The 20758-nt window shown below is 70.0% G+C and carries 20 protein-coding genes; 2 read left to right on the top strand and 18 right to left on the bottom strand.

Going from position 1 to position 20758, the window contains the following annotated elements; translation table 11 throughout:
- From nuoH to mqnC, 13 genes are all read right to left on the bottom strand, one after another.
- A complete protein-coding gene (nuoH, locus tag AB0C15_RS24545; RefSeq protein WP_357355555.1) occupies positions 1 to 1353 on the bottom strand; it encodes an NADH-quinone oxidoreductase subunit NuoH in 1353 nt (450 codons plus the stop codon).
- Complete coding sequence (locus tag AB0C15_RS24550; RefSeq protein ID WP_357355557.1) at positions 1350 to 3857, bottom strand: NADH-quinone oxidoreductase subunit G; 2508 nt, start codon at positions 3855 to 3857, stop codon at positions 1350 to 1352. The genes nuoH and AB0C15_RS24550 overlap by 4 nt, the downstream gene beginning before the upstream one ends.
- Positions 3857 to 5173 (bottom strand): NADH-quinone oxidoreductase subunit NuoF, encoded by a 1317-nt coding sequence (gene nuoF, locus AB0C15_RS24555; protein ID WP_357355559.1) that lies wholly within the window; start codon positions 5171 to 5173, stop codon positions 3857 to 3859. The genes AB0C15_RS24550 and nuoF overlap by 1 nt, the downstream gene beginning before the upstream one ends.
- Positions 5170 to 6189, bottom strand: coding sequence for an NADH-quinone oxidoreductase subunit NuoE (nuoE, locus tag AB0C15_RS24560; protein ID WP_357355561.1), 1020 nt, complete (start codon positions 6187 to 6189; stop codon positions 5170 to 5172). Before nuoE ends, nuoF begins: the two co-directional genes overlap by 4 nt.
- A complete protein-coding gene (locus AB0C15_RS24565) occupies positions 6186 to 7511 on the bottom strand; it encodes an NADH-quinone oxidoreductase subunit D (RefSeq protein WP_357355563.1) in 1326 nt (441 codons plus the stop codon). The genes nuoE and AB0C15_RS24565 overlap by 4 nt, the downstream gene beginning before the upstream one ends.
- Positions 7512 to 7563: 52 nt before the next feature.
- The gene (locus tag AB0C15_RS24570; RefSeq protein ID WP_357355565.1) at positions 7564 to 8301 is read right to left on the bottom strand and encodes an NADH-quinone oxidoreductase subunit C; all 738 of its coding nucleotides are present in this window, start codon (positions 8299 to 8301) and stop codon (positions 7564 to 7566) included.
- Positions 8298 to 8975 carry an NADH-quinone oxidoreductase subunit B gene (locus tag AB0C15_RS24575; RefSeq protein WP_088986765.1) on the bottom strand — a complete coding sequence of 226 codons (678 nt, stop codon included), beginning with the start codon at positions 8973 to 8975 and terminating at the stop codon, positions 8298 to 8300. Before AB0C15_RS24575 ends, AB0C15_RS24570 begins: the two co-directional genes overlap by 4 nt.
- A 14-nt stretch (positions 8976 to 8989) precedes the next feature.
- The gene (locus AB0C15_RS24580) at positions 8990 to 9355 is read right to left on the bottom strand and encodes an NADH-quinone oxidoreductase subunit A (RefSeq protein ID WP_357355568.1); all 366 of its coding nucleotides are present in this window, start codon (positions 9353 to 9355) and stop codon (positions 8990 to 8992) included.
- Between the two features lie 191 nt (positions 9356 to 9546).
- Positions 9547 to 10824 carry a geranylgeranyl reductase family protein gene (locus AB0C15_RS24585; RefSeq protein WP_357355570.1) on the bottom strand — a complete coding sequence of 426 codons (1278 nt, stop codon included), beginning with the start codon at positions 10822 to 10824 and terminating at the stop codon, positions 9547 to 9549.
- Positions 10825 to 10963: 139 nt separating this feature from the next.
- Positions 10964 to 11188, bottom strand: coding sequence for a hypothetical protein (locus AB0C15_RS24590; protein WP_357355572.1), 225 nt, complete (start codon positions 11186 to 11188; stop codon positions 10964 to 10966).
- 87 nt (positions 11189 to 11275) lie between these two features.
- Positions 11276 to 11986, bottom strand: a complete 711-nt coding sequence (locus tag AB0C15_RS24595) for a demethylmenaquinone methyltransferase (RefSeq protein ID WP_357355574.1) — start codon at positions 11984 to 11986, stop codon at positions 11276 to 11278.
- A gap of 184 nt (positions 11987 to 12170) precedes the next feature.
- Complete coding sequence (locus AB0C15_RS24600) at positions 12171 to 13838, bottom strand: hypothetical protein (protein ID WP_357355576.1); 1668 nt, start codon at positions 13836 to 13838, stop codon at positions 12171 to 12173.
- A 374-nt stretch (positions 13839 to 14212) separates the two neighbouring features.
- Positions 14213 to 15403, bottom strand: coding sequence for a cyclic dehypoxanthinyl futalosine synthase (gene mqnC / locus AB0C15_RS24605; RefSeq protein WP_357355578.1), 1191 nt, complete (start codon positions 15401 to 15403; stop codon positions 14213 to 14215).
- Between the two features lie 177 nt (positions 15404 to 15580).
- On the opposite strand from mqnC, the gene AB0C15_RS24610 reads away from it, so the two are divergent.
- Positions 15581 to 15976 carry a hypothetical protein gene (locus AB0C15_RS24610; RefSeq protein ID WP_357355579.1) on the top strand — a complete coding sequence of 132 codons (396 nt, stop codon included), beginning with the start codon at positions 15581 to 15583 and terminating at the stop codon, positions 15974 to 15976.
- Positions 15977 to 16015: 39 nt separating this feature from the next.
- The gene (locus tag AB0C15_RS24615) at positions 16016 to 16543 is read left to right on the top strand and encodes a hypothetical protein (protein ID WP_357355581.1); all 528 of its coding nucleotides are present in this window, start codon (positions 16016 to 16018) and stop codon (positions 16541 to 16543) included.
- A gap of 204 nt (positions 16544 to 16747) precedes the next feature.
- On the opposite strand, the gene paaE is transcribed toward AB0C15_RS24615, so the two are convergent.
- The 5 genes from paaE to paaA are packed head-to-tail and all read right to left on the bottom strand — an operon-like array spanning position 16748 to position 20534.
- Positions 16748 to 17857 (bottom strand): 1,2-phenylacetyl-CoA epoxidase subunit PaaE, encoded by a 1110-nt coding sequence (paaE, locus tag AB0C15_RS24620; protein WP_357355583.1) that lies wholly within the window; start codon positions 17855 to 17857, stop codon positions 16748 to 16750.
- Positions 17854 to 18345, bottom strand: coding sequence for a 1,2-phenylacetyl-CoA epoxidase subunit PaaD (paaD, locus tag AB0C15_RS24625; RefSeq protein WP_357355662.1), 492 nt, complete (start codon positions 18343 to 18345; stop codon positions 17854 to 17856). The genes paaE and paaD overlap by 4 nt, the downstream gene beginning before the upstream one ends.
- 23 nt (positions 18346 to 18368) lie before the next feature.
- Positions 18369 to 19094, bottom strand: coding sequence for a 1,2-phenylacetyl-CoA epoxidase subunit PaaC (gene paaC / locus AB0C15_RS24630; protein WP_357355585.1), 726 nt, complete (start codon positions 19092 to 19094; stop codon positions 18369 to 18371).
- Positions 19095 to 19137: 43 nt separating this feature from the next.
- Complete coding sequence (gene paaB / locus AB0C15_RS24635; protein ID WP_238668904.1) at positions 19138 to 19422, bottom strand: 1,2-phenylacetyl-CoA epoxidase subunit PaaB; 285 nt, start codon at positions 19420 to 19422, stop codon at positions 19138 to 19140.
- Between the two features lie 32 nt (positions 19423 to 19454).
- Positions 19455 to 20534 carry a 1,2-phenylacetyl-CoA epoxidase subunit PaaA gene (gene paaA, locus AB0C15_RS24640; RefSeq protein ID WP_357355587.1) on the bottom strand — a complete coding sequence of 360 codons (1080 nt, stop codon included), beginning with the start codon at positions 20532 to 20534 and terminating at the stop codon, positions 19455 to 19457.
- Positions 20535 to 20758: the final 224 nt, after the last annotated feature.

The following is a 20758-nucleotide window of genomic DNA, read 5'->3' on the forward strand; positions in this document are numbered from 1 at the left end:
TCACACCTCCCTGGAGTCCGAGCCGGCAACGATGTTGGCCGGCTCCCGCTCGGCGACCACGCGCGTGATACGCGGGCTCGGTGGTACCTGAAGATCCATCGGTGGCAGCGGGAAGCTCCCGTGCGGCCGGTTGTCGACCTGTTCCTGCGTCGTCGGCGTCGGCTTCGGCCGTCGGCTGGGCCAGAAGATCGTGGCGATCAGCAGGATTCCGGCCGGAATGCCGACAGCAATGATCTTGCCGCGGGTGTCCCAGTCCTCGATGGACCGCAGGCCCGACAGGACCAGGATCCAGACCAGGTTGATCGGCAGCAGCACCTTCCAGCCGAGCCGCATGAACTGGTCGTACCGCAGCCGGGGCAGCGTGCCGCGCAGCCACACGAAGACGAAGACCAGCGCGATCACCTTGCCAAAGAACCAGAGCATCGGCCACCAACCGGAGTTGGCGCCCTCCCAGATGGTGATCGGCCACGGTGCCCGCCACCCGCCCAGGAACAGCGTGGTGGTGACGGCGGACATGGTCACCATCGCGACGTACTCGCTGAGCATGAAGAGCGCGAACTTCAGCGAGCTGTACTCGGTCATGAAGCCGGCGACCAGCTCGGACTCGGCCTCCGGGAGGTCGAACGGCGCCCGGTTGGTCTCACCCACGGTCGCGATGAAGAAGATGACGAAGCTCGGCAGCAGCAGGATCGCGTACCAGCCCGGCGCGGGGATGGGCTGGCCGAAGATGGTCAGCTCCGTCGCGTCGCCCTGGGCGGCGACGATCCCGCTGGTGCTCATCGTGCCTGCGGTCATGAAGACCGCCACGATGCTGAGCCCCATGGCGACCTCGTACGAGATCATCTGGGCGCTCGACCGCAGACCACCGAGGAGCGGGTACGTCGAGCCGGAGGCCCAACCACCGAGCACGATGCCGTAGACGCCCATCGACGAGCAGGCGAGCAGCAGCAGCACCGCCACCGGCACGTCGGTGACCTGCAACGGCGTGTGGTGGCCGAAGATGCTCACCATCGGGCCGAACGGGATCACCGACAGGGCGGTGACCGCGCAGATCACCGAGATGGTCGGCGCGAAGAAGTAGACGACCTTGTCGGCCGCCTTCGGCAGGATGTCCTCCTTGAAGGCCATCTTCAGGCCGTCGGCGAGGGTCTGCAGCAGACCGAACGGGCCGACCTGGTTGGGGCCGGGCCGCACCTGCATGTAGCCGACCACGCGCCGCTCGAACCAGACGCCGAGCAGGGTGGCCAGCAGACCGAAGGCGAAGGCGAAGACGATCTTGCCGAGAACCAGCCACCACGGATCCTTGCCGAAGTCGGCGAGCGTCGGATCCTGGGCGAGGTAGATCGCACTCACTGGTTACCCCCAGAACTGAGGAGCGGACCCGGGAGACCGGTCTCGTCGGCCGCCACGCGTCCGGCCGGGATGGCCGTACCCGATGCGGGGACGGAGATCCGGACGACCGCGCCGGACGTCGCCCCGAGGCTGCGCCGCACGGTCGAGCCGGGTGAGTTGGTCGGCAGCCAGACCACGCCGTCCGGCATCTCGGTGATCTCCGCCGGTAGGGTCAGCGCCCCCCGGTCGGTGCCGACCGTGACCGCGTCACCGTCGACCACACCGAGCACCTCGGCGGTGCCCTTGCCCAGCCGGACCACCGGCGGACGGGCCGTCCCGGCGAGGTTCTCGTCGCCCTCGGTCAGGGTGCCGAGGTCCACAAGTTGGTGCCAGGTGGCAAGTACGGCCTCCCCGGCGTTCGGCTGCGGCACCCGGCCCGGCGCGACCGACGGCGCGGCCGGTCGAGACATCCGGGTCGCCGGCAGCCCACCCAGCTCGCGACGGACGCTGAGCACGTCAGCCGTGCCAAGCCGCACGTCGAGCAGCGCGGCAAGCGCGTCGAGCACCCGGCCGTCGGTCATCGCGGAGGTGTTCAGCACCGCCTCGAACGGCCGCAGCCGGCCCTCCCAGTCCAGGAAGCTGCCGGCCTTCTCGACCACCGGGGCGACCGGCAGCACCACGTTCGCCCGCCGGGTCACCGCGCTTGCCTTCAGCTCCAGGCTGACCAGGAACGGCACCGCGTCCAACGCGGACTCGGCCAGGCGCGGGTCGGCCAGGTCGGCCGGGTCGACACCGCCGACGACCAGAGCGCCGAGCTGCCCGTTGGCGGCCGCGGCCAGGATGCCGTCGGTGTCCCGACCGGCCTGGCTCGGAATCACCCCGGCCGGAATGTCCCACGCCTCACCCAGCTCGGCCCGGGCGGCCGGCTCGGTGACCAGGCGTCCACCGGGGAGCAGGTTGGGCAGGCAACCCGCGTCGACCGCGCCGCGGTCACCCGCGCGCCGCGGCACCCAGGCCAACTTCGCACCGGTACGCCGGGCCACGTCCGCCGCGGCGGAGAGCCCACCCGGCACGGTCGCCAACCGCTCGCCGACGATCAGGATCGCGCCCGGCGTGCTCAGCGCCTCGGTGACCGTGGCGTGCTCGGCGAGCACGCTGGCCTCCTCGCCCGGCACGACCCGGGCCAGCTTGGCACCGAGCTTCTCCAGGCCGCGGGTGGCGAAGGGAGCCAGCGCGTACACCGTCAGGGTCTTCTTCAGGTACGCCTTGCGCAGCCGGAGGAAGAGGATCGGGCACTCCTCCTCGGGCTCCAGGCCGACGAGCACCACCGCCGGCGCGTTCTCCACGTCGGTGTAGGTGACGTCGGTGGCCCCGGCGACCGAGCTGGCCAGGAAGTCGGCCTCCTCGCGGGAGACCGGCCGGGCCCGGAAGTCGATGTCGTTGGTGTTCAACGCCACCCGGGCGAACTTGGCGTACGCGTACGCGTCCTCGACGGTCAGCCGACCGCCGGTGAGCACCGCGGTGCCCTGCCCGCTCTCCCGGGCGATGTGCAGGCCCTCGGCGGCGACGGTGAGAGCCTCGCTCCAGGACGCCTCGCGCAGCTCACCGGTGCGCTCGTCGCGGACCAGCGGAGTGGTCAGCCGGTCGGCGGCCCGGGTGTACTGGAAGCCCCACCGGCCCTTGTCGCAGTTCCACTCCTCGTTCACCGCCGGCTCGTCGCCGGCCAGCCGGCGGAGCACCTTGCCGCGCCGCCAGTCGGTGCGCTGCCCGCAGCCCGCCGAGCAGTGCTCGCAGACGCTCGGGCTGGAGACCAGGTCGAACGGGCGGGCCCGGAAGCGGTACTGGCTGCCGGTGAGCGCACCCACCGGGCAGATCTGCACGGTGTTGCCGGAGAAGTAGGAGTTGAACGGGACGTCCCCGGCGTCGCCCTCTTCGCCGTACGCGTCGTCCCGGTAGATGTTGATCTCCTCGGCGGACGACCGGCCCATCAGGTCGATGAACTTGTCGCCGGCGATCTCCTCGGAGAACCGGGTGCACCGCTGGCAGAGCACGCACCGCTCGCGGTCCAGCAGCACCTGGCTGCTGATCGCCATCGGCTTCTCGTACTCCCGCTTGTGCTCGTGGAAGCGGGAGTCGGTGCGGCCGGTGGACATCGCCTGGTTCTGCAGCGGGCACTCGCCGCCCTTGTCACACATCGGGCAGTCGAGTGGGTGGTTGAGCAGCAGCAGCTCCATCACCCCCTCCTGCGCCTTCTTGGCGACCGGGGAGGTGATCTGGGTCCGCACGACCATGCCGTCGGCGACGGTCTGGGTGCACGAGGCGACCGGCTTGCGCTGCCCCTCCACCTCGACCAGGCACTGTCGACACGCGCCGGCCGGGGCCAGCAGCGGGTGGTCGCAGAACCGGGGGATCTCGGTGCCCATCTGCTCGGCGACCCGGATCAGCAGCGTCCCCTTGGGGGCGGTGACCTCGACGCCGTCGATGGTGAGGGTGACGGTCTCGGTCTGCTTGGCTACGTCGGTCATCAGTGCGCCCCTACCAGGGTCTTCTCCGACAGCTTCGGAGCGGTACGTCCCTCGATGTAGTCGAGGTAGTCCTGCTTGAAGTACTGCAACGACGAGGTCACCGAGCTGGTCGCGCCGTCACCCAGACCGCAGAACGAGCGGCCGAGGATGTTGTCGCAGGTGTCCAGCAGGGTGTCCAGGTCCTCGTGGGTGCCCTGGCCGGCGAGGATCCGCCGGTAGACCCGGACCATCCAGTAGTTGCCCTCGCGGCACGGGGTGCACTTGCCACACGACTCGTGGTGGTAGAACTCCAGCCACCGGTACGTCGCGTAGACCGGGCAGTCCTGGTCGGAGAAGATCTGGGTGGCCGTGGTGCCGAGGATCGAGCCGGCCCCCGCCACCCCCTCGAAGTCGAGTGGCACGTCCAGGTGCTCGGCGGCGAGCAGCGGGGTTGACGAGCCGCCCGGGGTCCAGAACCGCAGGTTGTGACCGGGCTGCATGCCACCGGCCAGCTCCAGCAGCTCGCGCAGCGTGACACCCATCGAGCACTCGTACTGGCCCGGGTTCGCGACCCGGCCGGAGAGCGAGTAGATCATCGGCCCGGAGGACTTCTCGGTGCCCATGCTCTTCCACCAGTCGGCCCCACCCAGCACGATCGGCGGCACGCTGGCGATGGTGCCGACGTTGTTCACCACCGTCGGGCTCGCGTACAGGCCGTGGGTGGCCGGGAACGGCGGGCGCAGTCGGGGCTGACCCCGGAACCCCTCGAGCGAGTCCAGCAGCGCCGTCTCCTCGCCGCAGATGTACGCCCCGGCGCCGGAGTGCACCACCAGCTCCAGGTCGTAGCCGCTGCGCAGGATGTTCCGGCCCAGGTAACCCTTGTCGTACGCCTCCTGGACCGCGTTGCGCAGCCGACGCGCGGCGTGCACCGCCTCGCCCCGGATGTAGATGTAGGCGCGGGCGGCCCGGATCGCGTACGACGCGATGATCACGCCCTCGACCAGCGCGTGCGGGTCGTGGGTCATCAGTGGCAGGTCCTTGCAGGTGCCCGGCTCGCCCTCGTCGGCGTTGACCACCAGGTAGTGCGGCTTACCGTCGCCCTGCGGGATGAAGCCCCACTTGAGACCGGTCGGGAAGCCGGCGCCACCTCGGCCCCGCAGCCCGGAGTCCTTGATCAGCTGGATCAGGTCGTCCGGGTGGGCCTTGAGCGCCTTGCGCAACGCGGCGTAGCCGTCCAGCTGCTCGTACGTGCCGATCCGCCAGGCGTCCGGCGACAGCCAGCGCTTGGTCAGCACCGGCGTCAGCTTGGCCAGCGTCTCCGGGCGGGGAGTGGTCACTTCTGGGCCCCCGTTTCGTTCGCGTCGGAGGAGGTCGCGCCGTCGGCGTCCGTCCCTGCCTTCGCTTCGGTGAGGTTGCGCTGCTGCGCCCCGGCCTCGTCGCCGGCGGGCTTGCCGTCGCCGGCCGGCGGGTTGGCCGCCACTCCGGCGGCCTCGGCCTTCTGCGCGTCAGGGGACGCGGGCGCCGTGGTGTCCGCCGGCAACGCCGGCTCGGCCACCCCGGTCGGGGCGGACGCCCCGTCGCCACCCTTGACCGGAGCGGCGCTGGCCTCGACCGGCGCCGGCTTGGCGGCCTCCGCCTTCGCCTTCGCCTCGGCGGCGGCCTTGTCGGCCTCGGCCTTGCTGCGGATCGGGGTGTTCGGGTCGAAGCCCGGCACCGACACGCCGTGCTGCTGGGCCAGCCGCAGCCCGCGCAGGGTCGGCTCGCCCGGCCCGCCGTCGGCGACCGCCTCCGCACGCTCGTCGGCGAAACCGGCGAGCTGCACCGCCATCTCCTTGAGGGTGCAGAGCCGGGCACCCCGGGTCGGCATCGGCCGGCCACCGGCCCGCAGCTCGTCGACCACACCGACCGCCGTGGACGCGTCCACACCGTCGAAGAAGTCGTAGTTGACGGTCATCACCGGGCCGTAGTCGCACGCCGCCAGGCACTCGGCGTGCTCCAGGGTGATCGTGCCGTCGGCGGTCGTCTCGTCGTGCCCGACGCCCAGGTGCTCGGCGAGGGTGTCGTAGACCTCCTGGCCACCGAGCACGTTGCACATGGTGTTGGTGCAGACGCTGACCAGGAAGTCGCCGGTCGGCTTGCGCTTGTACATCGTGTAGAACGTGGCCACCGCGCCGACCTGGGCCTTGTTCAACCCCAGCACCTCGGCGCAGAACGCGACCCCGGCCGGGGACACGTACCCCTCCTCGGCCTGCACCAGGTGCAGCAGCGGCAACAGCGCCGAGCGGGAGCGGTCCGCCGGGTAGCGGGCGATGATCTCGCGCGCCCGCTCGCGAGTCGTGTCAGTGAAAGTCATCGGTCACACCCACCCATCACCGGGTCCAACGAGGCGCCGCCGGCGATCACGTCGGCGATCAGACCACCCTCGGCCATCGCCGGGAGGGCCTGCAGGTTGACGAAGCTCGGCTCCCGGTAGTGCACCCGGTAGGGCCGGGTGCCACCGTCGGAGACGGCGTGCACGCCCAACTCGCCGCGGGGCGCCTCGATGGCGACGTACACCTGACCGGGCGGGACCCGGAAGCCCTCGGTCACCAGCTTGAAGTGGTGGATCAGCGACTCCATCGACTGACCCATGATCTTCGCGACGTGCTCGAGCGAGTTGCCCATGCCGTCCACGCCGATGGCGAGCTGCGCCGGCCACGCGATCTTGCGGTCGGCGACCATCACCGGACCCGGCTTGAGCCGGTCCAGCGCCTGCTCGACAAGCTTCATCGACTCCCGGATCTCGGCGAGCCGGACCTGGTAGCGGCCCCACACGTCGCCGTCCGGGTGGGTCGGCACGTCGAACTCGTACGTCTCGTAGCCGCAGTACGGCATGGTCTTGCGCAGGTCCCAGGCGAGGCCGGCGGAGCGCAGCACCGGACCGGTGACGCCGAGCGCCACGCAGCCGGTGACGTCGAGCACCGCGACGCCCTTCGTCCGCTCGGTCCAGATCGGCTGGCCGGAGAGGAGGTCCTCGTACTCCTTGAGCTTCTTCGGCATCATCTTCAGGAACTCGCGGATCTTGCGGATCGCGTCGTCCGGCACGTCCTGTGCCACCCCGCCCGGCCGCACGTACGCGTGGTTCATCCGCAGGCCGGTGATGGTCTCGAAGATGTCGAGGATGTACTCCCGCTCGCGGAAGCCGTACAGCATGATCGAGATCGCGCCGAGCTCCATGCCGGTGGTGGCCAGCCAGACCAGGTGCGACGAGATCCGGTTCAGCTCCATCATCAGCACGCGGATCGTGGTGGCCCGCTCGGTGATGTCGTCGGTGATGCCGAGCAGCTTCTCCACCGCGAGGGCGTACGCCGTCTCGTTGAAGATCGGGGCGAGGTAGTCCATCCGGGTCACGAACGTCGAGCCCTGGACCCAGTTGCGGTATTCGAGGTTCTTCTCGATGCCGGTGTGCAGGTAACCGACGACCGAGCGGGCCTCGCGGACCGTCTCGCCCTCCAGCTCCAGGATCAGCCGCAACACCCCGTGCGTGGACGGGTGCTGCGGGCCCATGTTGACCACGATCCGCTCGTCGTTGATCGGGTCGGTGCCCGCGACGATCGTGTCCCAGTCCCCGCCGGTGACGGTGAAGACCCGCCCCTCGTCGGTCTCGCGCTCGCTGGCGTAGTTCGACGTCGTCACAGTGCCCGCCCTCCGTTCACGACTGCGGGGCTCGCAAGCTCACTCCTCGCGCTCACTGGTAGGACCTCCGCTCGCTCGGCGGCTGGATCTCCGCGCCCTTGTACTCGACGGGCACGCCGCCGAGCGGGTAGTCCTTGCGCTGCGGGTGACCCTCCCAGTCGTCCGGCATGAGGATCCGGGTCAGGCTGGGGTGGCCGTCGAAGACGATGCCGAACATGTCGTACGCCTCCCGCTCCTGCCAGTCCGCGGTCGGGTAGACGGCGGTCACGCTGGGCAGGTGCGGGGCCGCGACGGAGACCGCGGCCTCCAGCCGCACCCGCCGGCGGTAGGTCATCGAGGTGAGCTGGTAGACCACGTGCAGCCGGCGTTCGTCGGCGCCGAGGTAGTCCGCTCCGGACACCGAGGAGCACAGCTCGAACCGCAGCGCCAGGTCGTCCCGCATCACCTGGCAGACCTCGGCGATCCGCTCCGGGCGTACGTGCAGGGTCAGCTCACCCCGGTCGACCACGACCTTCTCGATCGCGTCGTTGAAGGCCGGGTACGCCTCCTCCAACGCGTCGCGGACCTCGTCGAAGTAGCCCCCGTACGGCCGGGCAGCCTCCTCGATGGGCTGGCGCTGGCGGACCAGACCACCGTAGCCGGACACGTCGCCGGTGCCCTGGTTGCCGAACATGCCGCGACCGGCCGGGCTGGCCGGCGGGTGCTCGGCCGGGGCGGTGCTGCTGGCGCCGACCGGCGTGACCGGCACCGGCACCCCGCCGTCGTTTGGCTTGTCCGTGGGTGACGTCATTTCGGGCCTACCTGCGGGTGGAGGTGGTTCTGAGCGTTCATCCAGTTCTCGATGCGCAGCTGCTCCTCGCGGCCCTCGCGGACCGCCCGGGTCCACTCGGCCCGACGGGCCTTGTCACTGCGGTACGAGGAGGGCATCGAGCCGTAGGGCACGACCGGAACGTCGCCACGCTCCTGGCGGGCCGCGAGCATCTTGCGACCGTTCGGGCCCAGCGGCTCATACATGATCTTCTCGCGGAGCTTGAGGATCGCGTCGATGAGCATCTCCGGCCGCGGCGGGCAGCCGGGCAGGTACATGTCGACAGGCACCACGTGGTCGACGCCCTGCACGATCGCGTAGTTGTTGAACATGCCGCCGCTGCTGGCGCAGACACCCATGGAGAGCACCCAGCGCGGCTCGGCCATCTGGTCGTAGATCTGGCGCAGCACCGGGGCCATCTTCTGACTCACCCGGCCGGCCACGATCATCAGGTCGGCCTGCCGGGGCGACGCCCGGAAGACCTCCATGCCCCAGCGGCCCATGTCGTAGTGCGGACCACCGGCGGCCATCATCTCGATGGCACAGCAGGCCAGGCCGAAGGTGGCGCCCCACACGGACGACTTCCGAGACCAGTTGACCAGCTTCTCCACCGAGGTGAGCAGGACGCCGGCGGGAAGCTTCTCCTCGATGCCCATCTGACGTTCCTTCCTCAGTCCCAGTCCAGGCCGCCGCGCCGCCACACGTAGGCGTACGCAACGAAGACCGCGACGATGAACAGGACCATCTCCACGAAGCCGAAGATCGGCAGAGCGTCGAACGAGACCGCCCAGGGGTAGAGGAAGATGATCTCGATGTCGAAGACGATGAAGAGCATCGCCGTCAGGTAGAACTTGATCGGGAACCGCCCGCCGCCGACCGGCTGCGGGCTGGGCTCGATGCCGCACTCGTAAGCCTCGAGTTTGGCCTTGTTGTAGCGAAGGGGACCGGCGAAGCGGGCGGCGCCGACGGAAAACAGCGAGAACGCCGCGGCGAGGGCGAACAGCCCGATGATCGGTGCGTAAGGCGAGAGCGACATCGTTTTCTCCTGCTCGTCCTTCCCTGCCCTCGGTGCTTGACGAAAATCACACTATTCACGTCCCTCGCAGTGGCAGTCGGCGGGGGTCGATCTTTGTCGGCGCCGGGGCCTTGACCAGCACCGATGCCGTCCTACGTATACGGTTCCCGCTGTCATCGATGACCGCTGGACCCGCAGGGCCACCCCTCGCGCTACACGGCGGGAGCGGCTTTCGTCATCACGTTGATGACCCGGTCCATCGCGTCCCCGCCACGCGGGTCGGTCAGGTTGGCCAACAGCTTGAGCACGAAACGCATCAACGTCGGGTGCGGCATGCCGTGTTTGGTGGCGATCCGCATGATCTCGGGGCGGCCGATCAGTTTCACGAAGATGCCGCCCAACCGGTAGTAGCCGCCGAGCCGGGCCTTCAGCTCGTTCGGGTACGCCATCAGCGCCCGCTCACGTTCCGGGCCGGCTGGCCGGGCGAGGGCCTGGACCACGACCTCCGCGGCCAACTCGCCGGACTCCATCGCGTACGCGATGCCCTCGCCGTTGAACGGGTTGACCATGCCGCCCGAGTCGCCGACGAGCAGCACACCCCGCGTGTAGTGCGGCACCCGGTTGAAGCCCATCGGCAACGCGGCGCCGAGGATCGGGCCGTCCGCGTTGGCCTCGTCGGTCATCCCCCAGTCTTCCGGGGTGTTGGCGAGCCAGTCGGTGAGCAGCCGGCGGTAGTTGGTCTTGCCGAACGCCGACGACGAGTTGAGCACGCCGAGGCCGACGTTGACCCGCCCGTCACCGAGGCCGAAGATCCAGCCGTACCCGGGCAGCAGATTGTCGCCGCTGTCCTTGCTGCGCAGCTCCAGCCAGGACTCGAGGTAGTTGTCCTCGTGCTTGGCCGGCGAGCGGTAGTAGCGGCGGACGGCCACGCCGATCGGCCGGTCCTCGCGCTTGGCCAGCCCGAGGGCGAGCGGGAACCGGCCGGAGACGCCGTCCGCCGCGACGACGAGCGGGGCGTGGAAGGTGGTGGGCTCCTTGCCCGGCCCGACCTCCGCCTCGACGCCGGTGACGCGGCCGTCGCCGTCGAGGACCGGGCCCAGCACGTTGACGCTGGTCCGCAGCTTCGCGCCGGCGGCCACCGCCCGCTGGGCGAGCAGGTCGTCGAAGTCCAGTCGCGTGCGCACCAGACCGTAGTTGGGGAAGCTGGCCAGCTCGGGCCAGTCCAGTTCGAGGCGTACGCCGCCGCCGATGACCCGCAGACCGCGGTTGTGCAGCCAGCCCGCCTCGGGCGAGGTGTCCACGCCCATCCGGATGAGTTGGCGCACCGCGCGCGGGGTCAACCCGTCGCCGCAGACCTTCTCCCGGGGGAACTCGGTCTTCTCCAACAACAGCACCCGTACGCCGTGCCGGGCCAGGTGGTACGCGGTCGCTGACCCACCGGGACCGGCGCCCACGACGATGACGTCGGCGTCATGTTCCACCGCGGTCATTCGCGCCTCCTCCCGCACGCTCGTGAAATGCTTCACAAGCCAGACGGGACGAGTGTATGACCGGCGTCATACCAGCGCAGGATCAGGGGTACCTAACTCGCCGATGTGACAGCCGGCGACCGTCCACAGCGGTCAGGTGTCAGGCCGGGCTGGGGGCGTCCAGGCCCGCATCGACCCGAATGGTCTCCGGCAGATGTTCGCGCAACGCCCCGCCCGCGGCCCGGTCCAGTGCTGCCAACACCTCGGCCACCACCTGCCGGACCTCCACCGGATCAGCCCCGGCCAACGCGCGCAACTGGGCGATGAGTTCGGCCGCGTCGTCGTCGGTGGCGGCCACCGGTTCCGTCGGGTCTGCTCCGGTCATACCACCGAGCGTACGGGGCAAAGTGGACTAAAGACCGATATTCACGAAACCTGAATAATGTCCGTGTGGCGGGTGCGGCCGGTTCCGCTACGCGCGAATCCCCCGGTGCAGGGCCACCACACCACCGGTCAGGTTGCGCCACCCCACCCGGCCCCAGCCGGCTGCGGCGACCCGACCGGCCAGCGCGGCCTGGTCCGGCCAGGCCCGAACCGACTCAGCGAGATAGACGTACGCCTCGGGGTTGCTCGACACCGTGCGGGCCACCACCGGCAGCGACCGCATCAGGTACGACAGGTAGACCGTCCGGAAGACCGGGTTGACCGGGGTGCTGAACTCGCACACCACCAGCCGGCCACCCGGCCGGGTCACCCTTGCCAGCTCCCGCAGCGCGGCGTCGGTGTCGTTGACGTTGCGTAGCGCGAAGGAGATGGTCACCGCGTCGAAGCTGCCGTCGGCGAACGGCAGGCGCAACGCGTCTCCGGCCAGCAGCGGCACCTCGGGCCGGGCCCGCTTGCCGGTGCGCAGCATGCCCAACGACAGGTCGACCCCGACCGCGTACGCCCCGGACTGGGCCAGCTCGCGCGTCGAAACGCCGGTGCCGGCGCCCACGTCCAGCACCCGCTCGCCGGGCCGCAGCCCGAGCGCCGCCCGGGTGGCTCGTCGCCAGGAGCGGTCCTGGCCCAGCGAGATCACCGTGTTGGTCAGGTCGTAACGCTCTGCCACGCCGTCGAACATCGCGGCGACCTCGTGCGGCTGCTTGTCCAGACTGGCGCGCTGGCCCTGCGGGGTACGGCTCACCCCTCCACTCTGCCAGCCGACCGCCAACCGGCGCTCGCTGGGTGGGGCGGCGCACCGCGTACGCGAGCGGGCGGAGTGGTCGCCCACCCCGCCCGCACGTCGTGCCCGCGTCCGTGACACCTCGGTCAGCACGCGTTTCGCAATCGCACCCGTCGCGGTCGCGCCGCTGGTCAGTACACCTCGGTCAGTCGGTCGACTTCTCGTCGGCCGGCGAGACCACGACCACCTTGCGTCGGCGGGTGAGCACCAGCAGCGCCCCACCGACGAGCAGGATGATCACGCCGATCCCGCCGATCAGCCCCACCTGCACACCTGTCACCGGCAGGCCACCGCCGCCTGAACCGCCGCCGCCTGAACCGCCACCGGCACCCGGCGACACGGTCGTGCCGGGCGTCGTCGTACCACTCGGGCTCGGCGTCGGGTTGGCCGACGCGGTCGGCGTGGACGTGCCCGTCGGGGTCTCCGTCGGCGACGGAGTCTCGGTCGGGCCGGGCGTCTCGGTCGGGGTGACCGTCGGCGACGGAGTCGGCGTCTCGGTCGGAGTGGGCGTGGGCGTCGGCGTCTCCGTCGGGGTCGGCGTCTCCGTCGGGGTCGGCGTGGGCGTCGGCGTCTCGGTCGGGGTTGGCGTCTCGGTCGGGGTGGGCGTCTCCGTCGGGGTCGGCGTCTCCGTCGGGGTCGGCGTCTCCGTCGGCGTCGGCGTCTCCGTCGGCGTCGGCGTCTCCGTCGGGGTCGGCGTCTCCGTCGGGGTCGGCGTCTCGGTCGGGGTGACCGTCGGCGTCGGCGTCGGCGTCTCCGTCGGGGTGACCGTCGGCGTCGGAGTCGGCGACCCGGTCGGGGTGACCGTCGGCGTGGGCGTCGGCGTCGGGTCCACGGCCAGGTCGACGAAGACGTCGAAGATCGCCTGGTTGTCACCCTCGTCGACCTCGGTGAAGGCCTTCCGCTGCGCGGCGTTGGCCCGCTGCGGCTTCTCCTCGGGCGCGCCGGTTGCCGCGTCCAGACCGTGCGCCACCAGCTCACCGACCCGCAGCACCGGCTCGGTGACGTCCTTGCCGACGGTCACCTTGATGTCCGCCGTGTAGTAGTCGCCGGGCCGGATCACCGCCCCGTCGTCCTGACAGAGCGCCTGGGCGACGCCGAAGGTCTGTTCGGTGCAGGTGTCCGGCAGGGTGTCGAAGGTGACGCCCGCCGGGAGGGTGAGCACGTAGGCGAGGCCGGTGGCCTTCCGACTGCCGTCGTTGTAGACCGCCCAGTCGAGCGGCACCGTCTCGCCCGGCCGCACCGGCCGGAGGTCGGGGTCGTCGCCGTTCACGCCGTTGACCACGACGTTCGCGTTGACGTCCTGCACCCAACTGGTCAGGTCGTACCCCGGCTCGGTGACGGTGATGTCGTGCTCGACCTTGTTGTCTTCCTTGTTGGGGTCCTCGGTGGCCGAACGGATGGTGACCACCAGGGTGCCGGCAGCGCCCTTACCGCCGGTGGAGAAGATCGGGATGCCGAAGTCCTCGCTGGTGCCGGCGGCCAGGTCGCCGAGACGGCAGGTGAACTTCTCACCGTTCACGCGGCAGCCGTCGGGCACCACGACGCGCACCTTGTTCGTCTTCAGCCTGCTGGTGTCCACCGTGTAGCTGACACCCTTGGCGTCCTCCTCGCTCCGGGTGTTGTCGACGGTGAACTTGAACGGCTTGCTCTTGGCCTCGGTGACACCCTTGGCCAGGTTGTAACTCAGCGGCACCAGAGCCAGGTCGGCCTGCTCGGCCGCAAGCACTGGGGCGGCCACGGCGGCGATGCCACCGGCCGCGAGCAGCGCCACGACACTGGCGCGCACCAGCGTCGAGCGGTGGAACGCTGTCATCAGTCCCCCGGGGGTAGGGAAGAAAGAATGGTTGCGGAACGAGCGGACGCTATCGGAGGCCGATCTTCCACGCCAGCGCGCGGACCCGTTTTCATCCGTCCGGCCCGAGCTGCGCAGACGATACGGGCGGGATGGTCACCCACCCCGCCCGTACCGCCGTGCGTTATATGAACGACCCGCAACGGGCCGATGGAGGACCGCCGTACCGTCCGCTGGTGTCGACGGATACGAGCCGGGACGCTAGCGGCCGACGATCATCTCCACCACCCCCGGACGGCACAGCCGTACGCTGCGGCGACGTGGACCACCCGTCCCGCCGGGGTTACCCGGCAGGAGCATGAGTGCCGCTCAGCCGAACGGTGGGGCGTCGGGGGTCAGCTGACGTCCACCAGGGGCAGGGACCGGCCCGCACCCCCGCCCGGGAGCGCGATCGAGGAGAAGTGCGAGACCACCCGCTCGTCGGTCGGGTCGTCGGCCGGCGTGTGGTGCACGGCGAGCCGGTTGTAGAGGGTGTCGCGCTGCGCGGGGATCCGGTCCGCCGAGCGGATCATGCCGATCAGCTCGTGCAGGTTGGAGCGGTGCCGGGCACCGGCGGAGGAGATGACGTTCTCCTCCAACATGATCGAACCGAGGTCGTCCACGCCCATGTGCAGGGAGAGCTGGCCGACGTCCTTGCCGGTGGTCAACCAGGACGCCTGCAGGTGCGGCACGGTCTCGAAGAAGAGCCGGGCCACCGCGACCAGCCGGAGGTACTCGAGCGTGGTCGCCTGGGTGCGGCCCTTCAGGTGGTTGTTCTCCGGCTGGTACGTCCACGGGATGAAGGACCGGAAACCGCGGGTGCGGTCCTGCACGTCGCGGATCATGCGCAGGTGCTCGATGCGCTCGGCGTGCGTCTCGCCGGTGCCCATCATCATGGTGGCCGTCGACTCGATGCCCTGCCGGTGGGCCAGCTCCATGACCTCCAGCCAGCGCTCGCCCGACTCCTTGAGCGGTGCGATGGCCTTGCGGGGCCGCTCGGGGAGCATCTCCGCGCCGGCACCGGCGATCGAGTCCAGGCCGGCGGTCTTGATCCGGGCGATGGCCTCGTCCAGGCTCACCCCGGAGACCTTCGCCATGTGCAGGATCTCGCTCGGGCCGATCGAGTGGATGACCAGCTGCGGGTATGCCTGCTTGACCGAGGAGAACAGCTCCTCGTAGTAGTCCACGCCGTAGTCCGGGTGGTGCCCGCCCTGGAGCATCACCTGGGTGGCGCCCAGCTCGACCGCCTCACCGCACCGGCGCAGGATCTCCTCGGTCGGGTGGGTCCACCCTTCCGTGTGCTTCGGTGCCCGGTAGAACGCGCAGAACTTGCACGCCGTCACGCAGACGTTCGTGTAGTTGATGTTGCGGTCGATCAGGTACGTAACAACGTTGTCCGGGTAGCGCCGGCGGCGCACCGCGTCCGCCGCCTCGCCAAGCGCGTGGAAGGGCGCCTCGGTGTAGAGCAGCAGCGCCTCCTCGGGCGTGATCCGCCCGCCGTCCGCGCCGCGCTGCAGGATGTCGTCGATCTCCCGGCTCACCGTCACACCCCGAGCCTACGTCGGCCCCTCGCCTACCTCTCGGCCCGGTGACATGGATGTGACCCAAGCTGGCCCCCTATTATATTTCGAGTTCATGGATTACTTGCGGATGCAGCCTTGACAAGATGTTCTTGCGAACGCGAACATTTTCTCCACGGCATCGACGTGCGGGAGAGGTGCGACATGAGCGAGATGGATACCGCTCCGGGCATTGCTGCCCGATGCCGGGCCGACGGCGGGCTAACGGAAGCAACCCTCGGCGAGTTACGGGGAGAGTTGGGCTACCGAAAGCTGGGCCGTTGGGTCCTGGTGGAGATCGCCGAGAGGCTCAGGGCGACCGGCCTGGGCTTCTTTCCTCCGGAACGTCTCGACGCCGAACTCAACACTGAGCCACGACAGTCACAAACGGTATGGATCTACGTTCGAGACGGGGGATCCCGGGCACGGGTGATCGACGCGGTGCTTCAGCCTGACGACTGCGACGTTCGGGCAGAACTCGACGCCATCGACACCAAGCACCTCGAAGCGCTGACTCCCCAACAGAGGCTTGACCGGATCCGGGACATCGTCAACGCCTGACCCGAGCCCTTTGGCCGCCAGAGGAAGGGACCGCGCGCGATGAACGCGCATGTCTTCGTGGACGAAACCAAGGAGCGAGGGCTTCTCGTCGCGGCTGCGGTCGTACTGCCGGCTGACCTGGCTGCTGCCCGGCGGACCATTCGCGACCTGATTCTCCCGGGTCAGCGCCGAATCCACTTCCACAAGGAGAGAGACGATCGACGCCGGCAGATTGTTGCTGCTGTCGTCACGCTGTCTGCTTCTGCGGTGATCTTCGATGCGACGAGACACCGTGACCCGAGGGCGGCACGCGAGGCCTGCCTCATCGAGCTCGTGGAGCACGCAGCGAAGATAGGCGCTGGACGCCTTGTTCTGGAACGTGATGATTCGACGTTGCAAGCCGACCAGCGTCTGCTCTTCGAGCAGGTGAGGAAGTCGGGAATCTCGGGGACCCTTCGTTACGACCACCTACGAGCGCACGAGGAGTGCCTGCTAGCCATTCCCGACGCACTAGCCTGGTGCTGGGCCAAGGGCGGCCGTTGGAAGACATCCGTGCAACGGATCGTCAGTGAGTCTCGGCAGGTCTGACAACGCCCAAAAACGCGAGACCCGGCCCACCCACCGTCCGGAAGGCTGCCGGGTCCACTTCCAGGGAGCTATTGCTCCTGGCAGTTGCAGGCTACCTCTGCCCGTCCCCGACGGGCAAGGATTTGGGCCGTTCCGTGGAACAGCCAACGGCGAGTCTCACAAGAGAGCTGTCCACCCGCTCAGGCAGCTCCTTCTGGAGCACCCTCAGGCGTCGTAGTCGATAGTGAGCTTGTCGGTGGTTGGGCTGGACTGGCAGGTCAGCACGTAGCCGGCGGCCAACTCGTCGGGCTCCAGCGCGTAGTTGCGGGCCATCGTGACCGCGCCGTCGACGACCTTCGCCTTGCAGGTCGAGCAGACACCACCCTTGCAGGCGTACGGCAGCTCACCCCGCACCTTCAGCGCGGCGTCGAGCACCCGTTCCTCGCGACCCATGGTGAAGCTCGACGACCGGCCGTCCAACACGATCGTCACCTCGGCCCCGGCGCCCGCCTGGTCGACGGGTCGGCGTACCGGCTCCGGCGGCGCGTCGACGTGGAACAGCTCGGTGTGCACCGCCGACTCGGGCAGCCCGCGTGCGGTCAGCACGTCCCGGACGTCGACCACCATGCCGTACGGGCCGCAGAGGAACCACTCCTCGATCAGGTCGCCCGGCACGATGGTGCCAAGCAACCGGCCGAGCCGTTCGGCGTCGATCCGGCCGGAGAGCAGCGGCGACTCGCCCTGCTCCCGGGACAGCACGTGCACCAGGTGCAGCCGGGTGGGGTAGCGGTCCTTCAGGTCGGCCAACTCCTCGGCGAACATCACCGTGTTCGCGGTGCGGTTGCCGTACACCAGGGTGAAGGTGCTGGCCGGCTCGACGGCCAGGGCGGTCGCGACCAGCCCGAGCACCGGGGTAATGCCGGAGCCGGCGACGACCGCGCCGTAGTGCCGCACCCGGTCCGGCGCGAACGCCGTGGTGAAGGTGCCCAGCGGCGGCAGCACCTCGACCGTGTCGCCGCCGCGCAGCGCCCCGCAGGCGAACGCCGAGAACGCCCCGCCGGGAACCTCCCGCACCCCGATCCGCAGCCGACCGCGCCGGGCCAGGTCGTCGGGGGTGGAGCAGATCGAGTACGACCGGCGCACGTCCGTGCCGTCCTCGGCGACCCGCCGCACGGTGAGGTGCTGGCCCGCGCGGAACGCGAAGGTTTCCCGCAACTCCTCGGGTACGGCGAAGGTCACCGCCACGGAGTCGTCGGTGAGCCGGTCGACGGCGGCGACGGACAACGGGTGGAAGACCGGGCGGCGGCGAACCGGGCGGGTGATGGTGACAGTCACAGCGCCTTCAGGTGGTCGAAGGGTTCGGAGCAGGAGCGGCACCGCCACAGTGCCTTGCACGCGGTGGAACCGAACCGGCTGACCTGCTCGGTCTCCGGTGAGCCGCACTGCGGGCAGCGGACCGCGAGCGTCAGCGACACGACGCCGGCGGCGGACACCGGGGTCGGCGGGGCGATCCCGGCGGCGGCGAGCTTGGCCCGCCCGCCCTCGGAGATCCAGTCGGTGCTCCACGGTGGGCTGTAGACGGTCTGGACCTGCGCCTCCGGGTGACCGGCAGCGCTCAGCGCGCGGCGGATGTCGGCCCGGATCACGTCCATCGCCGGGCAACCGGTGTAGGTCGGGGTGATCGTGACGGTGACCCGGCCACTGGCCGGATCTTCCTCGACCGCGCGCAGGATGCCCAGTTCGTCGATGGTGACGACCCGGATCTCCGGGTCCACCACGCTGGCGGCGGCCTCCCGGGCGCTCGTCCCCCCGGTGCCGGTGATCGTGGGGCATGCACTCCTCGCGCTCACCACGTCGCTCCGGGGTGGGCGCGGTGCAGCACCTGCATCTCGGCGAGCAGGTAGGCCAGGTGCTCGGTGTGCACGCCGGCCCGTCCACCCGCCGGGGCCCAGGCGCTCTCCGGCCGGGTCAGCGTCGCCTCGGCCAACACCGCGCCGACCACCTCGTCGAACGCCGGCCGCAGGGTGGCCGGGTCGACAGGCGCCGCCCGGTCCGCGCCGAACAGCTCGTGGGTGTACGGCCACACGTGGTCGACCGCTGCCTGCATCCGGCGGTGCGACTCCTCGGTGCCGTCACCGAGCCGCTTCACCCACGTCGCACCGTGGTCCAGGTGGTACGCCGACTCCTTGCGCGCCTTCGCGCCGATCGCGGCCAACCGCTCGTCCGGGCAACCAGCCAGGGCGGTGTACAGCGGCAGTTGGTACGCCGCCAGGAAGAACAGCTTCGCCATCGTCACCGCGAAGTCGCCGTTTGGCAGCTCGACCACTAGCGCGTTGCGGAACTCGCGGTCGTCGCGCAGGTACGCCAGCGCGTCCTCGTCGCGCCCGGCGCCCTCCAGCTCGCCCGCGTACGACAGCAGCAGGCGCGCCGCGCCGAGCTGGTCGAGGGCGATGTTGGCGAGCGCGATGTCCTCTTCCATCTCCGGAGCACGGGTGGTCCACTCGGCCAGCCGCTGGGCCGCGACCAACGCGTCGTCGGCGAGCGCCAGGGTGAAGTCGAAGGGCCCGTTCACGCCGTCACCCCGCTGTGCTGGCTGGTTCGCTCGCTGCGCTCGCTCACAGGTGGGCCACCCCGTCCGGCACCTCGTAGAAGGTGGGGTGGCGGTAGACCTTGTCGGCGGCCGGGTCGAAGAAGGCGTCCTTCTCGTCCGGGCTGGACGCGGTGATCGCGCCGGCCGGCACCACCCAGATCGAGACGCCCTCCTGGCGGCGGGTGTAGAGGTCCCGGGCGTTGCGCAGGGCAAGCTCGGCGTCGGGCGCGTGCAGGCTGCCGACGTGCGTGTGCGACAGCCCGCGCCGGGCCCGCACGAAGACCTCCCACAGCGGCGAGTGACTCGTCATGCTGGATTGCTCGGCTTGCTCGCTACGCTCGCTCACGCGGCCACCTTCTCCCGCTGTTCTGCCCGCTTCGCGGCGTACGCCGCGGCGGCCTCACGTACCCATGCGCCGTCGGCGTGTGCGGCCCGGCGGTGGGCGATCCGTTCCCGGTTGCACGGCCCGTCACCGGAGATGACCCGCATCAGCTCGTCGTAGTCCGGCTGGGTGTAGTCGTACGCCTGGCGCTCGTCGTTCCAGCGCAGGTCGGCGTCGGGGATGCGGAGCCCGAGGATCTCGGCCTGCTGGACGCACATGTCGACGAAGCGTTGACGCAGCTCGTCGTTGGAGAAGCGCTTGATCTTCCAGGCCATCGACTGGGCGGAGTGCGTGGAGTCGCCGTCCGGCGGCCCGAACATGGCAAGCGACGGGTACCACCAACGGTCCACCGCGTCCTGGGCCATCGCCCGCTGCGCGGGGGTGCCGTGCCCCAGGGTGTGCAGGATCTCGTAGCCCTGCCGCTGGTGGAACGACTCCTCCTTGCAGACCCGGATCATCGCGCGGGCGTACGGACCGTAGGAGCAGCGGCAGAGCGGCACCTGGTTGACGATCGCCGCGCCGTCCACCAGCCACCCGATGGCGCCCACGTCGGCCCAGCCCAGGGTGGGGTAGTTGAAGATCGAGCTGTACTTCTGGCGGCCGTCGAGCAGCAACTGGACCAGCTCGTCGCGGCTGATGCCGAGGGTCTCGGCGGCGGCGTACAGGTAGAGGCCGTGACCCGCCTCATCCTGCACCTTGGCCAGCAGGATGGCCTTGCGCTTGAGCGACGGCGCCCGACTGATCCAGTTGCCCTCGGGCTGCATGCCGATGATCTCGGAGTGGGCGTGCTGGGCGATCTGCCGGATCAGTGTCCGCCGGTACGCGTCGGGCATCCAGTCACGCGGCTCGATCTTCTGCTCGGCGTCGACCACCTCGGCGAAGTAGGCCGCCAGGTCCTCGTCCGGCGCGGGCCCGCCCCGCCGCCCGCGCGCCGCGGCGGCCCGCAGCTCGGCCTCGGCGGCCTCGACCTCACCCAGCAGGCCGCCGCCGGGCGTCTCGTCCGGAGCGCCGTTCGGGGCGGAGAAGTCGTTGCCATACATGAGGCTAAGTGTTACAGCTTGCGCCATGTTGCGCCAGGGGGTGTAACAGGAATCCGGGCATCCGATCCGTAATCGATTGACTGCTTTGTGCCACCTGGGCGTCGCCACGTCGGCGTGACATGGGCCACGAAACAAAGATGAATCCCTGCAAAAACCTCATAGCGGCCCCATATCCCGCCTTTATCGCAGGTTGCCTAGTGTCGAACCCTGGCAGGCAGCCGGTC

The sequence above is a fragment of the Micromonospora sp. NPDC048835 genome (assembly GCF_040649995.1).
In the GTDB taxonomy this organism is placed as follows: domain Bacteria; phylum Actinomycetota; class Actinomycetes; order Mycobacteriales; family Micromonosporaceae; genus Micromonospora.